Raw genomic sequence first — 19,939 nt, 5'->3', positions numbered from 1 at the left:
CGCAGGCTAGCGGCCGGCGGTCGCGTCGCCCCGGACCAGACCGGGGCCGTCGAAGGTCTCGGCGGGGTCGAAGCCGGTCGCCATGATCTTGTTGTCGGCGTCGACGAAGACGACGTGCGGCTGGTGCTCCCGGGCCTCGGCCGTCTCCATCTGGCCGTAGCCGATCAGGATGACCAGGTCGCCGGGGTGGACCAGGCGGGCCGCCGCGCCGTTGATGCCGATGACGCCGGAGCCGCGCTCGCCGGCGATGGTGTAGGTCTCCAGCCGCGCCCCGTTGGTGATGTCGACGATGTGGACCAGCTCGCCGGGGAGCAGGTCGGCGGCGTCGAGGAGGTCCGCGTCGACGGTCACCGAGCCGACGTAGTGCAGGTCCGCCTGCGTGACGGTGGCCCGGTGGATCTTGCTCTTCATCATGGTGCGGAGCATCAGCGCTCTTCTCGGTCGGTGCTGGGGTCGGTGCTGGGGTCGGTGCTGGGGTCGGTGCTGGAGTCGTCGCCCGGGTCGCCCAGGACGAGGGGGAGGTTGTCGATCAGCCGGGTGCTGCCGACGCGGGCCGCCACGAGGATCCGGGCGGGGGTGCCGGACGGCACGGCCTCGGGCAGCGGGTCCAGGTCGGGCGTCGTCACCTCGAGGTAGTCCAGGTCGACCGCCTTGCCCCGACGCAGCTCCGCGCGCGCCGCGTCGAGCGCGACGGCGACGCCGTACGGCGCAGCCTCCCGCGCGGCGAAGAGCGCCCGGCTCAGCGCCAGCGCCTCCTCGCGCTGCTCGGCGTCGAGGTACCGGTTGCGGCTGGAGAGCGCCAGCCCGTCGACCTCGCGGACCGTCTCGGCGCCGACGACGTCGACGCCCAGGCACAGGTCCGCGACCATCCGGCGCACCAGCACCAGCTGCTGGTAGTCCTTCTGGCCGAAGACCGCCACGTCGGGCCGGACCAGGCCGAAGAGCTTCGCGACCACGGTCAGCACGCCCCGGAAGTGGCCGGGCCGGGTGCGCCCCTCGAGCACGTCGGCCAGCGGGCCGGGGTCGACGGTCACGGCCCCGTCGGCCGTGCCGCCGGCGCCCGTCGGGACGCCGCCGGGGTAGAGCTCCGCGACGCTCGGCGCGAAGACCACGTCGACCCCCTCGCGGGCGCAGACCTCCAGGTCGGCGTCGAGCGTGCGGGGGTAGCGGTCCAGGTCCTCGTCGGGGCCGAACTGCAGCGGGTTGACGAAGACCGACGCCACGACGGGACCGTCGCCGACGCGGGTGCGGGCCTCGCGGGCGAGGCTCGCGTGGCCCTCGTGGAGGGCACCCATGGTCGGGACGAAGCCGACGGGCCGGCCGGCGCGCCGGGCGGCCAGGAGCAGGTCGCTGAGCTCCTCGCGCGTGGACGCGAGGACCGGGGCGGTGGTCATCAGCGGCGTGCGCGCCCGCTGGCGGTCGCACCGGCGCCGGGCGCCTCGGCGACGGCCGACTCGAGCAGCTCGTGGATCTTCATCGCCCGGATGGGCAGCAGCCGGCCGTCGGTGACGGCCCGGCCGAGGGTGGCGCGGGCCAGCGCGACGTACGACGGGAGCGTGTGCGGGGCGTTCGCGACCAGGTCGTCGAGGTGCGCGGACACCGTGCCGACGTCGCCACGGACGATCGGGCCGGTCAGGGCGGCGTCACCGTGAGCCAGCGCGTTGTCGAGCGCGGCGGTCAGCAGCGGGCGGAGCGTGCCGGCGGGGTCGTCGGCACCGGCGGCGGCGAGCATCTCCATCGCCTCGGTGACCAGGGTGACCAGGTGGTTCGCGCCGTGGGCCAGGCCCGCGTGGTAGAGCGTGCGCATCTCCTCGGGCACCCACATCGGCCGGCCGCCGAGGTCGGCGACCAGCCCCTCGGCGAGCTCCCGCTCGGCCGGCCCGGCGGTCAGCCCGAAGACGCAGCCGCCGTCGGCGGCGAGCCGGCCGAGGTCGACGCCGGTGCCGGTGAAGGTCATCGCGGGGTGCATGGCGACCACCCGCGCGCCGACCGCGCGGGCCGGCTCGAGGACGGCGAGGCCGTGGCGGCCGGAGGTGTGCACGACGTACTGGCCCTCGTGGAGGGCCCCGGACGCGGCGAGCATCGAGACGACGTTCCCGAGCATGTCGTCGGGGACCGTCAGCAGCAGCACGTCGCAGGCGCGGGCGACCGCGGACGGCTTCTCGTTCGGCACGCCGGGCAGGAGCTCGGCGATCCGTGCGCGGGAGGCGTCGGACTCGCCGGCGGCCGCGACCACGCGGTGGCCGGCGGAGCGGAGGGCGGCGGCGAGGACGGCGCCGACGCGACCTGCGCCGACGACGCCCACCCCGAGGGGTCGGTGCGTCATGGTGTCGAACCTTTCGTTCCAGTCCCTCCGACCACCCGCCCCCGTCGCCGGGTGCGGGCCGGTGTGGGTACCGGACGTGTGCTCGTTGCCTGTGTTGTCCTGCTGTACCCATCGTGCGCCGGGCCAGCGCGGCAACGGTACGCCGGTCCAGACCTCCGGGAGAACGGTTCCCAGGCGTGACCTGGGTCTCGCCGACCGGAGCCGGACGACACGCGCGGCCACTGGGTCGGAAGGGTCAGCGGCGCTGCGGGCCCACGTCGAGCGGGCGCGGGGCGCGCGGGAGCCACTCGTGGGTGACGTGGTCGACCACGTGGGTGCCGGCGGGGGCGTCGATCTCCACCACGCCGGCGGGGACGGTCCCCTCGCGGAGGGCGTTGAAGACCTCCCACTCGCGCCGCTTGCGCTTGTTGCGCCAGGACGTGGCGAAGGAGGCCGGGTCGGTCCAGTGCGCGAACTCGTCGCCGTCGAGGTACTTCAGCTCCACGCAGAGCCCGAACGGCAGGCCGATCGAGCGGACGCCCACCGGCGTCGTGCGGATCTCCCACTCGAAGGCCTTGGTGTAGACGAAGTCCGGCCCGATCGGGAAGCCCCACTCCTCCGCGTTGCGCAGGCCGAGGTCGAGGTAGCCCTTGGCGTCGGAGGCGATGAACAGCGGGTGGCGGGGGACCCGGATGATCGTCTGCACGTCGCCCACCTGCCAGCCGAGGTCGGCGAGGGAGACCTCGCCCTCGGTGGTGAGCACCATGTCGCCGTCCCACTTCCACGAGTAGCGCGTGCCGACCTGGGCGAAGCACCAGTTGTAGAAGTACGACAGCGAGTGCACCGACAGCTCGTGGACCGCCAGGTGCTCGGCACCGGCGCGCGCGACCGCGAAGGGGTACGACGCCAGCGTCAGCCGGTCCGCGCGGCCGTGCCGCTCCGCGGTCTCGCGGGCCACGTCGGGCGTGCCGTCGGTCGACCCGTTGTCGACGACGAGCACGTGGTCGCAGGCCCGCAGGAGGGGCGGCAGCACGAACGGCAGGGAGGGCGCCTCGTTCTTCACGCGCAGCACCGCGGTCGTGCCCGGCCGCAGCCCCTCGGGCCGCGCCCACGGCCACGTGATGTCGAAGTCGGTGTGGCCCTCGAGGTTGCTCAGGCCGGTGCGGCCCAGGTGCGCGGTCACGGGCGGGTCTTGCCCGCGGCCTTGCGCAGGCCGCGTCGTACCGACGGCGGGATGGCGGCACGCACGCCGTGCGGGATGCGGTCGGCCAGGGCGCGCTCGGGAGCCGCGGCGTCGCGCGGGTCCTGGGCGGCCGGCGGGCCCGGACGGCCCCGCTTGGCGTCGCGGCCCTTGACCTCGCGGCGGGTGCGCTGCTCGGCGGCCACCACCGACGAGCGGCTGATCGCCTCGGACTCCTCGTACAGCTCGACGTAGGCCTCGCGGAGCTGGTCGAGCGCCTGGTGCACCTGCGGGGTGTCGCCACCGGGGTCGGCGAGCTTGTTCAGCTCGGCCCAGGTCTCGGCCGTGAGGTCGTGGAGGCGGCGGGGCAGGGCGAGGTCCTCCAGGGACTGGGTGACCCGGCGCAGGGACGGGTCGACGAAGCGGTGGCCGTCGCGGATCTGCTCGCTGCGCGCGTGCAGGACGTGCTGGAGGCCGAGCGTCTCGCCGGCGTGCATGCAGACCCGGGTCCAGTCGTCGAGGAGGTCGGCGTACCGGACGAAGACGCGGGCACTGCCGTCGGCCGCGCCGTCGGCACCGGAGTCCACCGAGGCGCGGGTGGCCCGCTCGGTGTGCAGCAGCATGTTGAGCCAGGAGGCCGCGAGGTGGGCCGACCCGAGCCGGTTCTTGTAATAGGTCTGCTTGGAGCCCACCACCTCCGCCGGCGGCCGCAGCATCGTCGCGAAGACCGGCGTCGCGCCCGTGCGCACGGCCGCGACCCGCCACAGCGAGAGGAACCAGGCCAGCCGCGGGTCCTTGACCACCAGTTCGCTGCTCACGCCGAAGTGGCCCTCGAGCCACTCGGCCGTGGTGATCCGCTCCTGCTCACGGGTGGAGACCCGGCCGGTCTCGAACCACGCGTCGGGCCGCGCGTCGCTCACCTGTACCCCGGCGTCCTTGAGCAGCCGGTCGTGGTGCTCGACGGCCCAGGCCGGCTCGCCGAAGCCCTTGGGGTTGGTCTCGTCGGCGACCACCTCGGGCTGCGGGACGTGCAGCCCCAGGATCTGCATGAGCCCGGCCATGGTGCTGGTGCCGCTGCGGCCCGCGCCGGCCACGAAGAGGACCTTGCGCGGGTAGTGCGCGGGGTCGATCGAGGCGGGGTCGACGGCGGACGGGTCCACGGGCGGGTGGGCTGCGGGGTCGGTCACGACCGGTGAGCCTATCGCTCACTACTGTCGGCGCATGCAGCTGCGACGCCGGGCCCGGGTGAGCGTGGTGGTCCCGGTGTACGACGTGCAGGCGTACCTCGCCGCCTGCCTCGACAGCGTGCTCGCCCAGGCCTCCCGGGTCGTGGACCTGCAGGTGGTCGTCGTCGACGACGGCTCCCCCGACGACTCCGGGGCGATCGCCGACTCCTACGCCGAGCGGGACCCGCGGGTCCGGGTCGTCCACACCGAGAACCGGGGCCTCGGGGCGGCCCGCAACGAGGGGCTGCGCCACGCCACCGGCGACCTGGTCACCTTCGCCGACTCCGACGACGTGGTCCCACCCGGGGCGTACGACGTGCTGGTGCGGGCCCTGCGGCGCAGCGGCAGCGACTTCGCGACCGGCTCGATCGTGCGCTGGGAGGCCGACCCGCGAGGAGCCGACCGGCTGACCGAGCCGCCGTGGATGGCGCGGCTGCACCGCGAGCGCCGCACCGTCACGGTCGAGGAGCACCCCGAGGTCCTCGGCGACGTCTTCGCCTGGAACAAGCTCTTCCGCCGCGGCTTCTGGGACTCGGCGGGGCTCGCCTGGCCCGAGGGGGTCCGCTACGAGGACCAGCCGACGACCACGGAGGCCTACCTGCGTGCGCGGCGGTTCGACGTGCTCCCCGAGGTCGTCTACCACTGGCGGATCCGCGGCGAGGGCACCTCGATCACCCAGCAGCGCTCCTCGCTCGAGGACCTGCGGGACCGGTGGACGACCAAGCAGATGGCGCTGGCCAGCGTCGAGGCGCACGGCTCGCCGGAGGTGACCGAGGTCTTCCGTGACCGGGTGCTCGCCGGCGACCTGCACCGCTACTTCGTGGAGATCCCCGGCTGCTCGGACGAGTGGTGGGAGCTGCTGCGCGGGGGCGTGCAGGAGCTCTTCGGCGAGCGATCGCTCGTCCACTCCGGGCTGCCGCCCGTCCACCGGCTCACCGGCTGGCTGGTCGAGCAGGGCCGGCGCGCGGACGCGGCCGCGGTGATGGCGTACGCCGCCCAGGCCGGCGGCCCGCTGCCCCGGGTCCGGACGGACGCAGGGCCGCGGATCGACGTACCGGTCATCGACACCGGCACCGTCGCACCCGCGGCCCTGGAGCTGCGCCCGCACGAGGTGTGAGGGACTAGAGCAGGCCCTCCTCCTCGAGGAAGTCGCGGGCCACGTCCTCGGCCTGCTCCCGGTCGACGGTGACCCGGGCGATCAGCTCGGCGAGGGTCTCGTTGTCGAGCGCGGCCATGAGGTCGTTGAGCGGACCCTCGACGTCCTCGTTCTCGGACAGGAACGGCTGGGAGACGAGCGGGACCAGGTTCTGGGCGGGCTGGATCGACCGGTCGTCCTCGAGGAGGACGAGGCCCTGCTCCTCGAGGGTGCCGTCGAGGGTGCCGGTCTGGCCGACCTCCGCCTCGCCCTCGAGCACGGCCTGGTAGGTCTGCGGGGAGGCGAAGCCCAGCGGGAGCACCTCGGTGACGTCGATGCCGTAGACCTCCTCGAGGCCGGCCTCGCAGTCCGACCGGCCCGGGCAGTCCTCGTTGGCGGCGAGCACCACCGAGCGGCCCTCGAGGTCGGAGAGCTTGGTGACGCCCTCCTGCTCGGAGAACTCCTGGGTGACGAAGTAGGCGTTCTGCGACGTGGCGGGCGACGGCTCGAGGAGGGTCAGGCCGCGCTCCTCCAGCAGCGGCTCGACGTTGCCGATCGTCTCCTCGGTGTCGGTCGTCGTGATCGGCTCCGCGTCGGGCCCGTTCACGGTGGTGTTCATGAAGTCGGCGATGCCGCCGACGTACTCCGGGGCCAGGTCGACCTCGTCGGGCATCTGCTGCACGTAGACGTCGCGGCGGCCGACCTCCTGGGTGGTCACGTCGTAGCCGGCGTCCTCGAGCACGGCGGCGTACATGGCGCCGACCAGGGCCGCCTCGTCGAAGCTCTGCGTCGCCAGGGTCACCGCGCCGCCCCCGGACGGGGACTGCCCGCCGTCCTGCGCGTCCTCGGAGAGGTCGTCCCCGGCGCAGGCGGTGGCCAGGGTGAGGGTGCCGACGGCGGCGAGGGACAGGACGGTACGTCGTAGCTGCATGGATCCACCTTCTGTGTCCCGCGGGCGGGGCCCGCGCGTGTCCGGTGCAGACGGGCAGATCCCGCTGCTTCAGCGACCGGCAGACCCGGTCGCGCCTGCCACTGTAGGCAGGTCCTCCCCAGCCGGGGCACCCCGTTCCCGGCCGGACCGGTCGCGCTCCGCGCGGCGGAGCGGGTCGACCGTGCGCTGCAGCAGCGCGCACGAGCCCTCGAGGGCCAGGGCCACCACCGCGACCACGACGGCGCCGGCGATGCCCTTGCCGTAGTAGTTGGCCGCGAAGCCGTCGGTGATCACCCGGCCCAGGCCGGGACCCGCCACCAGGGCGGCGATCGTGGCCGTCGCCCACACCTGGACCAGCGCCAGCCGCAGCCCGGAGACCACGAGCGGCAGGGCGAGCGGCAGCTCGACCCGGCGGAAGAGCTGCCACCCGGTCATCCCCATGCCGACGGCGGCCTGGGTCACCTCGGCCGGGACCTCGCGCATCGCGACGTAGGCGTTGGTGATGATGGGCGGGAGCCCGAAGAGCGTGAGCGCGATCAGCGTGGCCAACCCGGCGCGCCCGTACGGCCCGAGCTGGGCGGTGCCGGGCCAGTCCGCGGCGACGAGCACCGCCAGCAGCGCGAAGGTGGGGACCGCCCGCCCGATGTTGGAGACGTTGATCGCGAGGAAGCCGCCGCGGCCCCGGTGACCCAGCGCCAGCGCGACGGGCAGGCCCACCGCGGCCGCCGCCACGAGGGCGGTGACCGTGAGGAGCAGCTGCTCGAGGAGCAGCGCCAGCATGCCGTTGCGGCCGCTCCAGCTCGATGGGTCGAGCAGGTACTCCCACGTGTCGGCCAGCACGGTCATGCCCGGGCCCCCCGGGTCCAGGGGGTCAGTGCCCGCTGCAGCGCCACGATGACGACGTCGAGGACGAGCGCCAGCAGGACGCACAGCACCGATGCGGTGAGCAGCTCGGCGCGGAAGTTGCGGGCCACGCCGTGCTGGATGAGGTTCCCCAGCCCGCCGTAGGACACCAGGACGCCGACCGTGGTCAGGGCGACCGTCGACACCGCCGCCACCCGGAGCCCGGCCATGAACACCGGCAGGGCGAGCGGGAGCTCGATCCGCAGCAGCAGGCGCGTCGGGCCGTAGCCGAGACCGGTGGCCGACTCCCGGACGTCCTCGGGCACCGAGCGCAGCCCGTCGAGCATCGCCCGCACCAGGACCGTGAGCGCGTAGAGGGCCAGGCCCAGCACCACCGTGGTCGCGCTGAGGCCGGTGAAGGGCAGGAAGAGCGGGAAGAGCGCGAGCGAGGGGATCGTGTAGAGGCCGGTGCTGACGCCGAGGATCGAGGACTCGAGGCGCGGGGCGCGGCGGGCCAGCAGCGCCAGGGGGAAGGCGATCAGCACGGCCAGCGCGATCGCCGAGACGGTGATCCCCACGTGCTGCACCGCCGCGTCGACGATCTCCTCGCGCCGGTCCTCGACGTACTGCCAGCAGACCCACTCGTTGGTCGTGCTGCTGTAGCAGCTCGGCTCCGCTGCCGCCGCGGGCTGCGCCAGTAGGGTCACCGCATGGACGCTACCGGCCCCTCGGGTGGTCTCGCGGGCGGCACCGCGATGATCCGGCTCTCCGGCGTGGGCAAGACCTACGACGACGGCACGGTGGCGGTCCACTCCCTCGACCTCGAGGTCGCCGCCGGTGAGCTGGTCTGCCTGGTCGGCCCGTCGGGCTGCGGCAAGTCGACGACGCTGAAGATGGTCAACCGGCTCATCGAGCCCTCGACCGGCACCATCGAGATCGACGGCGTCGACGTCACCCGGTCGGACCCGGTCGAGCTGCGGCGGGGCATCGGCTACGTCATCCAGCAGGTCGGCCTCTTCCCCCACCAGCGGGTGCTGCGGAACGTGATGACGGTGCCGCTGCTGTACGGCGAGTCCCGCTCGACCGCGCGGGCCCGCGCACGCGAGCTGCTCGAGCTGGTCGGGCTCGACCCGGAGACGTACGGCGACCGCTACCCCCACCAGCTCTCCGGTGGCCAGCGCCAGCGGGTCGGCGTGGCCCGCGCCCTGGCGGCGAACCCGCCGGTGCTGCTGATGGACGAGCCGTTCGGCGCGGTCGACCCGGTGGTGCGGGTCCACCTGCAGGACGAGTTCCTCCGGCTCCAGCGCGACCTGGGCAAGACGGTGCTGCTGGTCACCCACGACATCGACGAGGCGGTGCGGATGGGCGACCGGGTGGGCGTCTTCGCGGCCGGCGGGCGGCTGGCCCAGTACGCCACCCCCGCCGAGCTCCTGGCCCGGCCGGCCGACGACTTCGTCGCGGACTTCGTCGGCTCCGAGCGGGGCCTGCGCCGGCTCTCGGTCACCCCGATCGACGTGGCCCGGCTCCAGCCGGTGGACGGCGTGCGGGCCGGCGACCTCGGCGGCACGGTGGACGCCTCCGCGACCCTCGAGGAGGCGCTCGCCGCGATGCTGCGCAGCGACCGCGGCATGGTCGGCGTACGCCGGGGGCCGCAGCTGATCGGCGTCCTCACCCCCGACGGGGTGCACCGGGCCCTGCGGGCCTCGCTCGACGCCTGAGGGCGTCCGGCCGCTGCTCTGGCCGCTGCTCTGGCCGCCGGCCACCCGGGCCACAGGAGGCCCGGCCGGAGCCGATCAGTCGACGGGGACGTCGAGGTGCCAGGACTCGGTGACGTACTTCGTCTTCCAGCCCATCGAGGTGTAGAGGCCGTCGGCCCCGGTCGAGGAGTCCGCGTCCACCTCGAGACCCACGCGGTCGCGACCGCGGCGGGCGGCGTCGGCGATGATCGTCCGCAGCAGGCCCTTGGCCACTCCCCGACCGCGCGCGGCCTCCAGGACGCCGAGGTAGTCGACGTAGGACCCGTCCGGCCCACCGGAGCTCTCCGAGACCGCGCCGACCAGGCAGCCGACGGGCGTGCGCCCCTCGTCCTCGACGAGCTCGGCGAGCCACCAGTGGTCCCAGCGGTGGCCCGGGTCCTCCCGCAGCCGGTGGAGGAACTCCTCGAAGGTCTCCTCGAAGTGGTTGAAGTGGTCGACGAAGGCGCCCTCGAGCACCTCGTGGAGCTCACGCAGGTCGTTCTCGTCCGGCATCCCGCCGTCGGCGCGGCGGACGCGGCGGAACACCACGCCCTTGCGCTCCCACCGGTCGGGGGAGGGCACGAGGTCGGCCTCGGAGGGCTCGACGGGCCGGCTCATCTGCCACCAGGTGCGGACCCGCTCGAAGCCGGCCGCGGCCAGCCACCGGTGCTGCCGCTCGTCCTCGGCGAAGGCGCCGGTGTCGATCTGCTGGGTCGGCAGCCCGCGGGCCGCCCCCAGGACCTTGGCCTGGCCGCGCCCCCACTCGAAGAGCACGTCGGAGCAGGCGTCGGCGACCCGGTCGGGCAGCCCGTGCTCGACGATGTGGACGAAGAGCATCCGCCCGGCGGCGCGGTCGTGGGCGCTCGCCCAGGCCCGGATCTCCCCCGCCTCGTCGCGCACGACGACGTTCTGCCGCATCCGCATGCCGTGCTCGGAGACCTCGACCAGGACGTCGTCGACGCCGGCGCCCGCCCAGCCACGGCCGTGCCGCTCGTGGGCGCGGAGCAGCTGGGTCAGCCGGGCGACGTCGAACCGGTCGGAAGGGTCCGGGGTCCCGACCTCCCAGCCGTCGGGGAGCCCGGGCGTCTCCGCCACGATCTCCTCGGGATCAGCCTCGAATCGGGAGTCCTCTGGGATCACGGCAGGGGATTGTGCCGTATCCGCTCCTGGCGCGCTTGCGCAGGTGCAAGCGTCAGGCGCGCTTGCGGGCCGCCTCGGCCTCGCGCCACGCCCCGGTGACGACCTCCAGCTCGGCCCGGAGCACCTCGACCTCCTGCTCCAGCTCGGCCATCCGCACGATCGCCTCGGCGGCCCGGCCCTCCGCCGCGTCGAGGTCCGCGGCGAGGTCGGTGCGGGCCCGCTCGGCGGCGTCCGCGCGGCGCGCCTCGGTGCCCAGCTTCAGCGTCGTGTCGGCGACCCACTGCTGGGCGGCCGTCAGGCCGCTCTCCAGCTCCGCGATCGAGGCCTCCCGCTCGGCGATGCGCTGCTCGACCGTCGCGACGTACGCCGCGTGCTCGGCCGACCGCTCCTCGCTGAGGACGCGGTACGCCTGCGCCTGCTCGGCCCGGTCGCGTGCCGCGTCGCGCCGCGACTGCACCAGCTCGGAGTGGGTGATCCGGGTCGCCGCCGCACCGAGGACGACGGAGAGCACGGCCGCGCCGACGGTGAGCGCCCACGAGCCCGTCGCCACGGCGGCCGCGACGGCGACCGCACCGAGCAGCAGCAGGGTGACCGCCACGGTCAGCCGCGTCGAGCGCTGCCGGCGGCGCGAGGCGGGTGTGGCGGATGATGCCGTCGGTGCTGCGGGGGAAGCCATGCCCGCAGGCTAGGGCTCCTCGCCGTCGGAACGGACGCGACACGCTCGTTCCAGCAGCAGCCCGGTCACCGCCACGGCCGCGCCGGCGACGGCGCCGACGCCCGAGCGCCACGCCCGCTGCTCGGCCAACTCGGCCGGGACGCCGAGCCAGGAGACGGCGTACCCGAGGTAACCGCCGGCCGCGAGCGCGCCGACGTAGGCGCAGGCCCGGGCCAGGACCAGCCGGTTCACCGCCCGGTGCGGCTCCAGCCGCTCGCGCCGCACGTGGACCTGACGCCAGGTGACCCACGCCGTGGACCCGAGGATCGCCGCGACCAGCACGAGGGCGAGCGGCTGCGGCCAGGTCACGAGGGGCGGCGTGCCGAGCCGGTCGCCGATCGGGTTGAGCAGCCAGCCGCCGACCAGGCCGACGACCGCCCAGGCCGTCAGCACCGCCGGCGAGGTGGGCCGCAGGGCACCGGGCGGCTCGTCGCCGCGGCCGGGGCCCCCCGGGTCTCCAGGCCCGCCCGGCGCCGCCGTCATCGCTCGGTCACTCCACCTCGAGGGTCAGGTCCTCGCGGAGGGTGAGGCCGTCGGTGCCGAGGCCGGCGAGGAGCTCGGAGATGGGTCCGTGGCCGGGCAGCGCCGCGTCCGGCTCGAGGTCGAACCAGGGCTTGAGCACGAAGGCGCGCTGGTGTGCGCGCGGGTGCGGCAGGCGCAGGCTCGGCTCGTCGCTGCGCCGGTCCCCGACCACGATCAGGTCGACGTCGAGCGTGCGGGGCGCGTTCGGGACGTCGCCGCGCTCGCGCTCGTAGGCGTCCTCGATGGCCAGGGCGCGGTCCATCAGGCGGGTCGCGGCGAGCGTGGTGTCGATGAGCACCACGGCGTTGAGGTAGTTCTCGGCCTCCGGCGGGGAGTCGACCGGCTCGGTCTCGTAGACCGGGGACACCCCGGTCACCCAGACGTCGGGGGTGTCGGCGATCGCGTTGACCGCGCCCTGCAGGCTCACCATCCGTTCGCCGAGGTTCGACCCCAGAGCCAGGACCGCACGGCGGATCGGGCGCATCTCACCGGTGAGGGTGTCGGCGTCGATGATGTGCGGATTGGGGGTCTCAGTCACGGTGGGCCCTCCGGGTGATGGTGAGTGCGACGTCGGCGAACGTCGCGTCGACGGGTGCGTCCGGCTTGTGGACCGTGACCCTCGCCCAGTCGACCCGGGCGTCCGCGAGGCAGACGTCCGCGATCCGCTGGGCCAGGGTCTCGATCAGGTCGACCGGGTCCTGCTCCACGGCGGCCTTGGCCGCCGCGACGAGACTTCCGTAGTCCACGGTGTCTCGCAAGTCGTCGGTGGCGGCCGCCGGGGCGGTGTCGACCCCCAGGGTGAGGTCGATGACGAAGGCCTGGCCCTCGCGCCGTTCGAAGTCGAAGACGCCGTGGTGGCCCCAGCACTCCAGCCCCGTGACCGTGATCTCGTCGGTGCTCATCGCTCCCCATCCCCCGCCGGCTCCCCCGCCGGCTCCCCCGCCGGCTCCCCCGCTGGCCGGCCGGCCAGCGCAGCGACCACGGCGAGGGCGTCGCGGGTGGCGCGCACGTCGTGCACACGGACGCCCCACACGCCCTGCCGGGCCAGGTGGACGACCAGCGCGCTGTGCGCGTGCTCCCGCTCCTCGACCGGCCGGGGGCCCGCCGGGCCGGCGAGCAGCCGGCCGAGGAAGGACTTCCGGCTCGCGCCCACCAGCAGCGGGTGGCCGAGGGCGGCGATCGGGTCGAGGTCGCGGAGCAGCTCCCAGTTGTGCCCGCCGCGCTTGGCGAAGCCCAGGCCCGGGTCGAGCACGATGCGCGGCGCGTCGATCCCCGCCGCCAGCATCGCCTCCACGCGTTCTGCGAGCTCGGCCGCGACCGCGGCCACGACGCCACCGGGGTGGTCGTACGTCGCGAAGTCGGCCATCCGCGCGCTGTGGGCGCGCCAGTGCATGGCGACGTACGTCGCGCCGGACGCGGCGACGACGTCGAGGATCCGGGGGTCGGCGAGCCCGCCCGACACGTCGTTGACCACGCTCGCCCCAGCGGCCAGCGCCGCCTCGGCGACCTCGGCACGCATGGTGTCGACCGAGACGACGGCCTCCTGCGCCAGCTCCCGGATCACCGGGACCACCCGGTCCAGCTCCTCGGAGACCAGCGGACGGGTCGCCCCGGGGCGGGTGGACTCCCCGCCGACGTCCAGCAGGTCGGCGCCGTCGGCCAGCAGCCGCCGGCCGTGGGCGACGGCCGCCTGCGGCTCGACGTACCGGCCCCCGTCGGAGAACGAGTCCGGCGTGACGTTCACGACCCCCATGACGCGGGGGCGTCCGAGGGGGACGAGGAGCGAGCCGGGAGCGGGCACGGCGGTCAGTGCGTCCCGCGGATGAGGGCCATCGCCTCGGCGCGGGTGGCCGGCTCGGTCAGGAACGTGCCGCGGACCGCGGACGTGATCGTCCGGGCGCCGGCCTTGCGGACCCCGCGCATCGTCATGCACAGGTGCTCGGCCTCGATGACCACGATGACGCCACGCGCCTCGAGGATGCGCACCAGGGCGTCGGCCACCTGCGTGGTCAGCCGCTCCTGGACCTGCGGGCGGCGGCTGTAGACGTCGACCAGCCGGGCCAGCTTGGACAGCCCGGTGATCTTGCCGCTCTCCGCGGGGATGTAGCCGACGTGCGCGACGCCGGTGAACGGCACGAGGTGGTGCTCGCACATCGACCAGAGCTCGATGTCGCGCACCAGCACCATCTCGTCGTGCCCGAGGTCGAAGGTGGTGGTCAGCACCTCCTCGGGCCGCATCCGCAGGCCCGCGGTGACCTCGGCGTAGGCGCGGGCCACCCGAGCGGGGGTCTCCAGGAGACCCTCCCGCTCCGGGTCCTCACCGATGGCCGCGAGGAGCTCGCGCACCGCGGCCTCGGCCCGGGGCTGGTCGAACGCCGGCACCTCGTCCGGGTCGCGGTCGACCTGGCTGATCCGGTCCGTCATGCGCCCGGGCTGGGTGGCACGGGGGGCTCGGTCGGTCCGACCGGGCCGCCGCCGGGGCCGCCGTGGATGTCGCCGCCGGCCCCGGGCGGCGTGATGATCGAGCCGCCCGACCCGTTGCCGTTGGCGGCGCTGGTCGCCGCGGCGCGGTCGCGGATCTCCTGCGGGATCTCGATCGGCGGGATCTCCGAGGGGTTCCGGTGCGGGGACCCGGTCCACGCCGGACGGGCCGGCCGCCGGCGCAGCGGCTCGAAGATCGCCGCCACCTCGGCCTTGTCGAGCGTCTCCTTGTCCAGCAGGGCGAGGACGAGCGCGTCGAGCACGTCGCGGTTCTCCTCCAGGATGTCGAAGGCCTCCTGGTGCGCGGTCGCCAGGAACCGCTTGGTCTCCTCGTCGACCTTGGCCGCGACGTCCTCGGAGTAGTTGCGCGAGTGGCCCATGTCCCGGCCGAGGAACGGCTCGCCCTGTGTCTCGCCGAGCTTGATCGCGCCGAGGCTGTCGGTCATGCCGTACTGGGTGACCATCGCTCGGGCGAGGTTGGTCGCCTTCTCGATGTCGTTGCCCGCGCCGGTGGTCGGGTCGTGGAAGACCATCTCCTCGGCCGCGCGGCCGCCCAGCATGTAGGCCAGCTTGTCGAGCATCTCGGAGCGGGTCTGGGAGTACTTGTCCTCGTCGGGCAGGACCATCGTGTAGCCCAGCGCCCGGCCGCGGGGCAGGATCGTGATCTTGTGGACCGGGTCGGTGCCCGGAAGTGCCGCCGCGACGAGGGCGTGCCCGCCCTCGTGGTAGGCGGTGATGAGCTTCTCCTTCTCGCTCATCAGGCGGGTGCGGCGCTGCGGCCCGGCGATGACCCGGTCGATCGCCTCGTCGAGGGAGGCGTCGGTGATCAGCTTCTGGCTGCTGCGCGCGGTCAGCAGCGCGGCCTCGTTGAGCACGTTGGCGAGGTCGGCACCGGTGAAGCCCGGCGTCCGGCGCGCGACCGAGAGCAGGTCGATGTCCTCCGACATCGGCTTGCCGCGGCTGTGCACCTTCAGGATCTGGTGGCGGCCGGCGAGGTCCGGCGCGTCGACCTGGATCTGGCGGTCGAAGCGACCGGGGCGCAGCAGCGCGGGGTCGAGGACGTCGGGCCGGTTCGTGGCCGCGATGAGGATGACTCCGCCGCGGACGTCGAAGCCGTCCATCTCGACGAGCAGCTGGTTGAGGGTCTGCTCGCGCTCGTCGTGGCCGCCGCCCATGCCGGCGCCGCGGTGGCGGCCGACGGCGTCGATCTCGTCGATGAAGACGATGGCCGGGGCGTTCTCCTTGGCCTGCTCGAAGAGGTCGCGGACGCGGCTGGCGCCGACACCGACGAACATCTCCACGAAGTCGGAGCCGGAGATGGAGTAGAACGGCACGCCGGCCTCGCCGGCGACGGCGCGGGCGAGCAGCGTCTTGCCGGTGCCCGGGGGGCCGTAGAGCAGGACGCCCTTGGGGATCTTCGCGCCCACCGCCTGGAACTTCGCGGGCTCCTGCAGGAACTCCTTGATCTCGCCGAGCTCCTCGATCGCCTCCTCGGCGCCGGCGACGTCGTTGAACGTCGTCTTCGGCATGTCCTTGGAGATGAGCTTGGCCTTGGACTTGGCGAACTGCATGACGCCGCGGCCGCCGCCGCCCTGCACCTGGTTCATGAGGAACAGGAAGAGCAGGATGATCAGCGCGAACGGCAGCAGGGTGGCCAGGATCGAGCCGAGCAGGCTGGGCTTGGGGTTCTCGGAGTTCGACGTCTTGATGGTGCCCGCGGCGACCTGCTCGTCGACGGCGTCGATGATGTCGACCTGCTGGCCGAGCACGTAGCTGGCCGTGACCTGGTCGCCCTCCTCGCGGACGCCCTCGTCGAGGGTGGCCTCGATCTTCTGGTCGCCGTCGATGAAGGTGATCTCCTCGACGTCGCCGTCGGCGATGTACTGCTCCAGCTGGGAGGTGCTCACCTCGTCGTACCCGCCGTTGGGGGCGAGGTACTGCAGGGCCAGCAGGACGCCGACCACGGCGACCACGATCCAGACCCAGGGACCCTTGAGTATGCGCTTCACAGGCTTCTTCCGACGCTCGTCTTGAACCTCTGACGGTACAGGTCCGCGGCAACGGCGGTGGGGCCGGTCCGCGCGGCTCAGCGAACCGTCATCCCCGGCTCGGGGACCGCTCAGGAGTAGACGTGCGGCGCCAGGGTGCCGATGTCGCGCAGGTTGCGGTAGCGCTCGCGGTAGTCGAGGCCGTAGCCGACGACGAACTCGTTGGGGATGTCCCAGCCGACGTACTTGACGTCGACGGGCATCTGCAGGGCCTCGGGCTTGCGCAGCAGGGTGCAGATCTCGACGCTCGCCGGGCTCCGGCTGGTGAGGTTGGAGGTCAGCCAGGACAAGGTGAGCCCGGTGTCGATGATCTCGTCCACCACGATCACGTCCCGGCCGGAGATGTCGGTGTCGAGGTCCTTGAGGATGCGCACGACGCCGCTGGACTGGGTGCCCGAGCCGTAGGAGGAGACCGCCATCCAGTCCATCTCGACGTGGCGGCTGAAGCTGCGGGCCATGTCGGCCATCACCATGACCGCGCCACGCAGGATGCCGACGATGAGCAGGTCCTTGCCCTCGTAGTCGCGCTCGATCTCGGCGGCGAGCTCCTTGATCCGGTCCTGGATCTGGGCCTCGGTGTAGAGCACGTTGACGAGGTCGTCCGACACGTGGGCTGCGTCCATGGGCTCAGCGTAGGTGGTGCGGGCGCGGGCGGGCGCGGCCGGTCAGCGGCGGACGACCTTGAGGGTCGTGGTCACGACCTTGCCCGCCCGGACGGCGTCGTTGCCGAGGAACTGCGCCGACACCCGGTGGGTCCCGAGGCCCAGCCTCGGGAGGTCCGCGGTCGCCGCGCCGCGCCGCAGCGCGACGTCACCCACGCGGCGGCCGTCGACCGTCACCCGCACCGCGCCCGTGACCGGCCGGACCTCGGGGTTCGAGACCGTGACGGTCACCTCCCCTCGCTGGCGCGGCTTGACGCGGGTGCGGTCCAGCTCGATGCCGGTCCGCGGCGCGACCTTGCGGACCCGGGTCAGGGCGACGTCGCCGACGACCTCGACGGTGCCGCCGGAAACCCGGACCGGCGCCTTCCCGTCGGCCCACGTGGACCGGAACGGGTCGTCGGCGTCGGGGAGGCTCCCGAACCGGATCACGTAGCGACCCTTCGGCACCTGCAGGCGGAAGTACCCGTCGACCTCGTCGCCGTGGACGTTCGGACCGGCGTAGGTGAGCGCGGTGGCCACCGGCTTGCCGAGGTCGGAGGGCCGGTAGGCCGCGACCACCACGTCGAGCTGCGGGTCACCGGCGCGGTCGAGGACCCAGCCTTCGAGCCAGGCCTTCCCCGCGGGCGGCTGGGCGTCCGCCGCGGCGGACGACGCCCCGGCGGGGGCGGCGGTGGAGGGGACGGCCGTGGCGCTCGTGCCGGCGCCTGCGCCGAGCGGCAGGGCGGCGAGCAGCGAACCGGTGGCGGCGAGGGCGGCGAGGCCGCGGCGGGGGGTCAGCACCCGATGACGGTAGGACCGCCGCCGACCGCCCGGCCGTCGAACGGCGCGGAACCGTACGTCCGGCGCGCAGGACTGCCCGGACGGGCTACTCGGTGGGCTACCCCGGGGGCCGCGCCTCCCGAGGGCCCTCGCCCGGGGCGACCCGCGCCAGGGCGAGCCGTCCCCCTTCCCGGCGGGCCCGCACGTGGCCCGGCAGGTCCACCCACTTCTGGCCGTGCCAGTCGGTCAGGAGCGCGTCGACGGCCAGCACGTGCTCGTGGAAGAGCTCCGAGGCCGGCGAGCCCGCCGCGAGGGCGGCCAGGCGCAGCACCCGGAGGCGTACGGCGGGGTGGTCGGCCACCAGCGCGTCGACCGGCAGCGCGCCGTCCCGGCCCTCGTCCTGGTCCTCGTCCCGCCCCTCGTCCCCACCCTCGGCCCGGCCGGCGAGCCCGGCGTACCGGGCCTCGGCGAGGTCGTCGAGGTGGTCGACGTCGAGGCGGACCTGGTCCGCGGTCCGGGCCAGCGTCCTGGCCACGCCCGGGCCGAGCTGCTCCTCGAGCACCGGCAGCACGGCCTGCCGCACGCGCACCCGCGTGTAGCCGGGGTCGGTGTTGTGCGGGTCCTCCCACGGCGTGATGCCCTCGACCTGGCAGGCGGTGACGGTGTCGACCCGGCCGACGTCGAGCAGGGGGCGGACGAACGGCCCGAAGGCGCGGCGCATCCCGGCCAGCGAGCGGCCGCCCGACCCGCGGGCGAGGCCGAGCAGGACGGTCTCGGCCTGGTCGTCGCGGGTGTGGCCGAGGAGCACGGTGGCGTCCCCGGTCTCCCCTCCGGCCCGGCCGACGTGCGCCGAGACCTGCTCGAGGACGGCGTACCGGGCCCGGCGCGCGGCCGCCTCCACCCCGAGCCCCGCAGGCTCGACCTGGACCCGCGCCGAGAGCGTCTCGTCGGCGCCGAGCCCGGCCATCTGGTCGACCACGCGGGCGGTGTGGGCGGCGGAGTCGGGCTGCAAGCCGTGGTCGACGACGGCACCGACGACCCGGTGGCTGCCGGCCCGGGCCTCGAACACCGTGGCCGCCAGCAGTGCCAGCGAGTCGGCGCCGCCGGAGCAGGCGACGACCACCGGCGCGCCCGGCTCCACCCGGGCGAGCGCGGCGCGGACGCCGCGGCGTACGGCGGCCACGGAGGGGTGCAGCGCCACTCAGGGCCTCACAGGACGCGGGCGACCCAGAGGGCCGGGTCGGCGACCTCAGCCGGCGTCGGGAGGTTCTCCGGCCGCTCCCAGACCGCGTTGAACTGCGCCATGCCGACCTGGTCGACGACCCCGCGGACGAAGCGGGCGCCGTCGCGGTACTGCGCCATCTTGGCGTCCAGGCCGAGCAGCCGGCGCAGGATCCGGTCGAGCGTGCCGACCCCCTTGCGCCGCTCGTCGAACTTCGCCCGGATCCGGGCGACGCTCGGGATCACGGTCGGTCCGACGCCGTCCATGACGACGTCCGCGTGGCCCTCGAGGAGCGACATCACCGCGGTCACCCGGTCGAGGATCTCCTTCTGCTCGGGGCTGCCGACGATGTCGAGCAGGCTGCCGCCCGCGCCCTGGCCCACCCCCTGGCGCAGCGCGTCGGTGACCCGGCGCAGGCCGTCGTCGAGCAGCTTGGTGGGCTCCATGGTGTCGGCGAGCGCCTCGACCTGCGAGAAGAGGTGGTCCCGCATCCACGGCACCGCGGTGAACTGCACCCGGTGGGTCTCCTCGTGCAGGCAGACCCAGAGCCGGAAGTCGCTGGGGTCCGCGCCCAGCTCCTGCTCGACGTGGACGATGTTCGGCGCGACGAGCAGCAGCCGGCCGTGGGGGGCGTGGAAGGGGTCGAACTGGCCGAGGACCTTGCTGCCGAGGAAGCCCAGCAGGCCGCCGACCTCCGCGCCCGTGACCTTGGAGCCGACCGCCTGCGCGAGGGCGCCCGGTGGCTTCTTCTCGGTGAGCTTGTCGACGACCGGCGCCAGCACGGTCCGGAACCCGTCGGCGTTCGCCTGGACCCACCCGGCGCGGTCGACGACCAGCACGGGGGCGGTGCGCTCCTGCGCCACCAGGCCGGTGAAGTCGCGGACCAGGCCCGTCGAGCGGTCGGCACCGGCGCGCAGCTCGGCGACCGCGGCGGCCGCCTGCTCGCGGGGTACCTCCGGACCCTCACCCGCGATCCGCGCGCCCAGCGAGACCGCGAGTCCCCAGTCGACCATGGTCTCCACGCGCTCACCCAT

The 19,939-nt window shown here is 74.3% G+C and carries 22 protein-coding genes; 2 read left to right on the top strand and 20 right to left on the bottom strand.

Annotated elements, in window-relative coordinates; all coding sequences use genetic code 11:
• Positions 1-6: 6 nt before the first annotated feature.
• The 5 genes from panD to ACSMHG_RS06260 all read right to left on the bottom strand — a co-directional run bounded on the left by panD (position 7) and on the right by ACSMHG_RS06260 (position 4,672).
• Positions 7-426, bottom strand: a complete 420-nt coding sequence (gene panD, locus ACSMHG_RS06280; RefSeq protein ID WP_435742760.1) for an aspartate 1-decarboxylase — start codon at positions 424-426, stop codon at positions 7-9.
• The gene (gene panC / locus ACSMHG_RS06275) at positions 426-1,394 is read right to left on the bottom strand and encodes a pantoate--beta-alanine ligase (RefSeq protein ID WP_435742757.1); all 969 of its coding nucleotides are present in this window, start codon (positions 1,392-1,394) and stop codon (positions 426-428) included. Before panC ends, panD begins: the two co-directional genes overlap by 1 nt.
• Complete coding sequence (locus ACSMHG_RS06270; protein WP_435742754.1) at positions 1,394-2,326, bottom strand: Rossmann-like and DUF2520 domain-containing protein; 933 nt, start codon at positions 2,324-2,326, stop codon at positions 1,394-1,396. The genes panC and ACSMHG_RS06270 overlap by 1 nt, the downstream gene beginning before the upstream one ends.
• Positions 2,327-2,561: 235 nt before the next feature.
• Positions 2,562-3,488, bottom strand: a complete 927-nt coding sequence (locus ACSMHG_RS06265) for a hypothetical protein (RefSeq protein WP_435742751.1) — start codon at positions 3,486-3,488, stop codon at positions 2,562-2,564.
• Complete coding sequence (locus ACSMHG_RS06260; protein ID WP_435742748.1) at positions 3,485-4,672, bottom strand: sulfotransferase family protein; 1,188 nt, start codon at positions 4,670-4,672, stop codon at positions 3,485-3,487. The genes ACSMHG_RS06265 and ACSMHG_RS06260 overlap by 4 nt, the downstream gene beginning before the upstream one ends.
• Before the next feature lie 34 nt (positions 4,673-4,706).
• Here ACSMHG_RS06260 and ACSMHG_RS06255 point away from each other — a divergent pair, with 34 nt between their 5' ends.
• Positions 4,707-5,828: a glycosyltransferase family 2 protein gene (locus ACSMHG_RS06255; RefSeq protein ID WP_435742745.1), complete on the top strand. Its 1,122-nt coding sequence runs from the start codon at positions 4,707-4,709 to the stop codon at positions 5,826-5,828.
• A gap of 4 nt (positions 5,829-5,832) precedes the next feature.
• Here ACSMHG_RS06255 and ACSMHG_RS06250 read toward each other — a convergent pair whose 3' ends face one another.
• The 3 genes from ACSMHG_RS06250 to ACSMHG_RS06240 form a co-directional block, all read right to left on the bottom strand.
• A complete protein-coding gene (locus tag ACSMHG_RS06250; protein ID WP_435742742.1) occupies positions 5,833-6,777 on the bottom strand; it encodes an ABC transporter substrate-binding protein in 945 nt (314 codons plus the stop codon).
• A 69-nt stretch (positions 6,778-6,846) separates the two neighbouring features.
• Complete coding sequence (locus ACSMHG_RS06245) at positions 6,847-7,623, bottom strand: ABC transporter permease (protein WP_435742739.1); 777 nt, start codon at positions 7,621-7,623, stop codon at positions 6,847-6,849.
• Complete coding sequence (locus ACSMHG_RS06240; RefSeq protein WP_435742737.1) at positions 7,620-8,327, bottom strand: ABC transporter permease; 708 nt, start codon at positions 8,325-8,327, stop codon at positions 7,620-7,622. Before ACSMHG_RS06240 ends, ACSMHG_RS06245 begins: the two co-directional genes overlap by 4 nt.
• A 3-nt stretch (positions 8,328-8,330) precedes the next feature.
• Between ACSMHG_RS06240 and ACSMHG_RS06235 the strand changes: the two genes are divergently transcribed.
• Positions 8,331-9,338 (top strand): ABC transporter ATP-binding protein, encoded by a 1,008-nt coding sequence (locus tag ACSMHG_RS06235; RefSeq protein WP_435742734.1) that lies wholly within the window; start codon positions 8,331-8,333, stop codon positions 9,336-9,338.
• Between the two features lie 75 nt (positions 9,339-9,413).
• On the opposite strand, the gene ACSMHG_RS06230 is transcribed toward ACSMHG_RS06235, so the two are convergent.
• From ACSMHG_RS06230 to ACSMHG_RS06175, 12 genes are all read right to left on the bottom strand, one after another.
• On the bottom strand, positions 9,414-10,496 hold the full coding sequence (locus ACSMHG_RS06230) for a GNAT family N-acetyltransferase (RefSeq protein ID WP_435742732.1): 1,083 nt from the start codon (positions 10,494-10,496) through the stop codon (positions 9,414-9,416).
• A 52-nt stretch (positions 10,497-10,548) separates the two neighbouring features.
• Positions 10,549-11,172 carry a hypothetical protein gene (locus ACSMHG_RS06225; RefSeq protein ID WP_435742730.1) on the bottom strand — a complete coding sequence of 208 codons (624 nt, stop codon included), beginning with the start codon at positions 11,170-11,172 and terminating at the stop codon, positions 10,549-10,551.
• Between the two features lie 9 nt (positions 11,173-11,181).
• Positions 11,182-11,694 carry a DUF3180 domain-containing protein gene (locus ACSMHG_RS06220; protein ID WP_435742728.1) on the bottom strand — a complete coding sequence of 171 codons (513 nt, stop codon included), beginning with the start codon at positions 11,692-11,694 and terminating at the stop codon, positions 11,182-11,184.
• 7 nt (positions 11,695-11,701) lie between these two features.
• The gene (gene folK, locus ACSMHG_RS06215) at positions 11,702-12,271 is read right to left on the bottom strand and encodes a 2-amino-4-hydroxy-6-hydroxymethyldihydropteridine diphosphokinase (RefSeq protein ID WP_435742726.1); all 570 of its coding nucleotides are present in this window, start codon (positions 12,269-12,271) and stop codon (positions 11,702-11,704) included.
• A complete protein-coding gene (folB, locus tag ACSMHG_RS06210; protein ID WP_435742724.1) occupies positions 12,264-12,635 on the bottom strand; it encodes a dihydroneopterin aldolase in 372 nt (123 codons plus the stop codon). Before folB ends, folK begins: the two co-directional genes overlap by 8 nt.
• Positions 12,632-13,486 (bottom strand): dihydropteroate synthase, encoded by an 855-nt coding sequence (folP, locus tag ACSMHG_RS06205; protein WP_435742959.1) that lies wholly within the window; start codon positions 13,484-13,486, stop codon positions 12,632-12,634. Before folP ends, folB begins: the two co-directional genes overlap by 4 nt.
• A gap of 53 nt (positions 13,487-13,539) precedes the next feature.
• Complete coding sequence (folE, locus tag ACSMHG_RS06200; protein ID WP_435742722.1) at positions 13,540-14,157, bottom strand: GTP cyclohydrolase I FolE; 618 nt, start codon at positions 14,155-14,157, stop codon at positions 13,540-13,542.
• Entirely contained in the window at positions 14,154-16,223 is a 2,070-nt protein-coding gene (gene ftsH, locus ACSMHG_RS06195) for an ATP-dependent zinc metalloprotease FtsH (protein ID WP_435742720.1), read from the bottom strand. The genes folE and ftsH overlap by 4 nt, the downstream gene beginning before the upstream one ends.
• A gap of 110 nt (positions 16,224-16,333) precedes the next feature.
• Complete coding sequence (hpt, locus tag ACSMHG_RS06190; protein ID WP_435742719.1) at positions 16,334-16,885, bottom strand: hypoxanthine phosphoribosyltransferase; 552 nt, start codon at positions 16,883-16,885, stop codon at positions 16,334-16,336.
• 42 nt (positions 16,886-16,927) lie between these two features.
• The gene (locus ACSMHG_RS06185) at positions 16,928-17,704 is read right to left on the bottom strand and encodes an Ig-like domain-containing protein (RefSeq protein WP_435742716.1); all 777 of its coding nucleotides are present in this window, start codon (positions 17,702-17,704) and stop codon (positions 16,928-16,930) included.
• Between the two features lie 97 nt (positions 17,705-17,801).
• Positions 17,802-18,884, bottom strand: a complete 1,083-nt coding sequence (tilS, locus tag ACSMHG_RS06180) for a tRNA lysidine(34) synthetase TilS (RefSeq protein ID WP_435742714.1) — start codon at positions 18,882-18,884, stop codon at positions 17,802-17,804.
• A gap of 8 nt (positions 18,885-18,892) precedes the next feature.
• A complete protein-coding gene (locus ACSMHG_RS06175) occupies positions 18,893-19,939 on the bottom strand; it encodes a zinc-dependent metalloprotease (protein WP_435742712.1) in 1,047 nt (348 codons plus the stop codon).

This window comes from Nocardioides ureilyticus, assembly GCF_051280745.1.
GTDB lineage: Bacteria > Actinomycetota > Actinomycetes > Propionibacteriales > Nocardioidaceae > Nocardioides.
Note: the sequence above shows the minus strand (reverse complement) of the source record. Positions and strands in the feature narration are given on the sequence as shown.

Excerpts from the sequence above, each read along its gene's own strand:
- ACSMHG_RS06270 (WP_435742754.1), bottom strand. The coding sequence starts at position 2,326 with ATGACGCACCGACCCCTCGGGGTGGGCGTCGTCGGCGCAGGTCGCGTC.
- ACSMHG_RS06175 (WP_435742712.1), bottom strand. The coding sequence starts at position 19,939 with ATGGGTGAGCGCGTGGAGACCATGGTCGACTGGGGACTCGCGGTCTCG.
- ACSMHG_RS06250 (WP_435742742.1), bottom strand. The coding sequence starts at position 6,777 with ATGCAGCTACGACGTACCGTCCTGTCCCTCGCCGCCGTCGGCACCCTC.
- panD (WP_435742760.1), bottom strand. The coding sequence starts at position 426 with ATGCTCCGCACCATGATGAAGAGCAAGATCCACCGGGCCACCGTCACG.
- folE (WP_435742722.1), bottom strand. The coding sequence starts at position 14,157 with ATGACGGACCGGATCAGCCAGGTCGACCGCGACCCGGACGAGGTGCCG.
- hpt (WP_435742719.1), bottom strand. The coding sequence starts at position 16,885 with ATGGACGCAGCCCACGTGTCGGACGACCTCGTCAACGTGCTCTACACC.
- ACSMHG_RS06245 (WP_435742739.1), bottom strand. The coding sequence starts at position 7,623 with ATGACCGTGCTGGCCGACACGTGGGAGTACCTGCTCGACCCATCGAGC.
- panC (WP_435742757.1), bottom strand. The coding sequence starts at position 1,394 with ATGACCACCGCCCCGGTCCTCGCGTCCACGCGCGAGGAGCTCAGCGAC.
- folP (WP_435742959.1), bottom strand. The coding sequence starts at position 13,486 with ATGGGGGTCGTGAACGTCACGCCGGACTCGTTCTCCGACGGGGGCCGG.
- ACSMHG_RS06220 (WP_435742728.1), bottom strand. The coding sequence starts at position 11,694 with ATGACGGCGGCGCCGGGCGGGCCTGGAGACCCGGGGGGCCCCGGCCGC.
- ACSMHG_RS06225 (WP_435742730.1), bottom strand. The coding sequence starts at position 11,172 with ATGGCTTCCCCCGCAGCACCGACGGCATCATCCGCCACACCCGCCTCG.
- folB (WP_435742724.1), bottom strand. The coding sequence starts at position 12,635 with ATGAGCACCGACGAGATCACGGTCACGGGGCTGGAGTGCTGGGGCCAC.
- ACSMHG_RS06235 (WP_435742734.1), top strand. The coding sequence starts at position 8,331 with ATGGACGCTACCGGCCCCTCGGGTGGTCTCGCGGGCGGCACCGCGATG.
- ACSMHG_RS06255 (WP_435742745.1), top strand. The coding sequence starts at position 4,707 with ATGCAGCTGCGACGCCGGGCCCGGGTGAGCGTGGTGGTCCCGGTGTAC.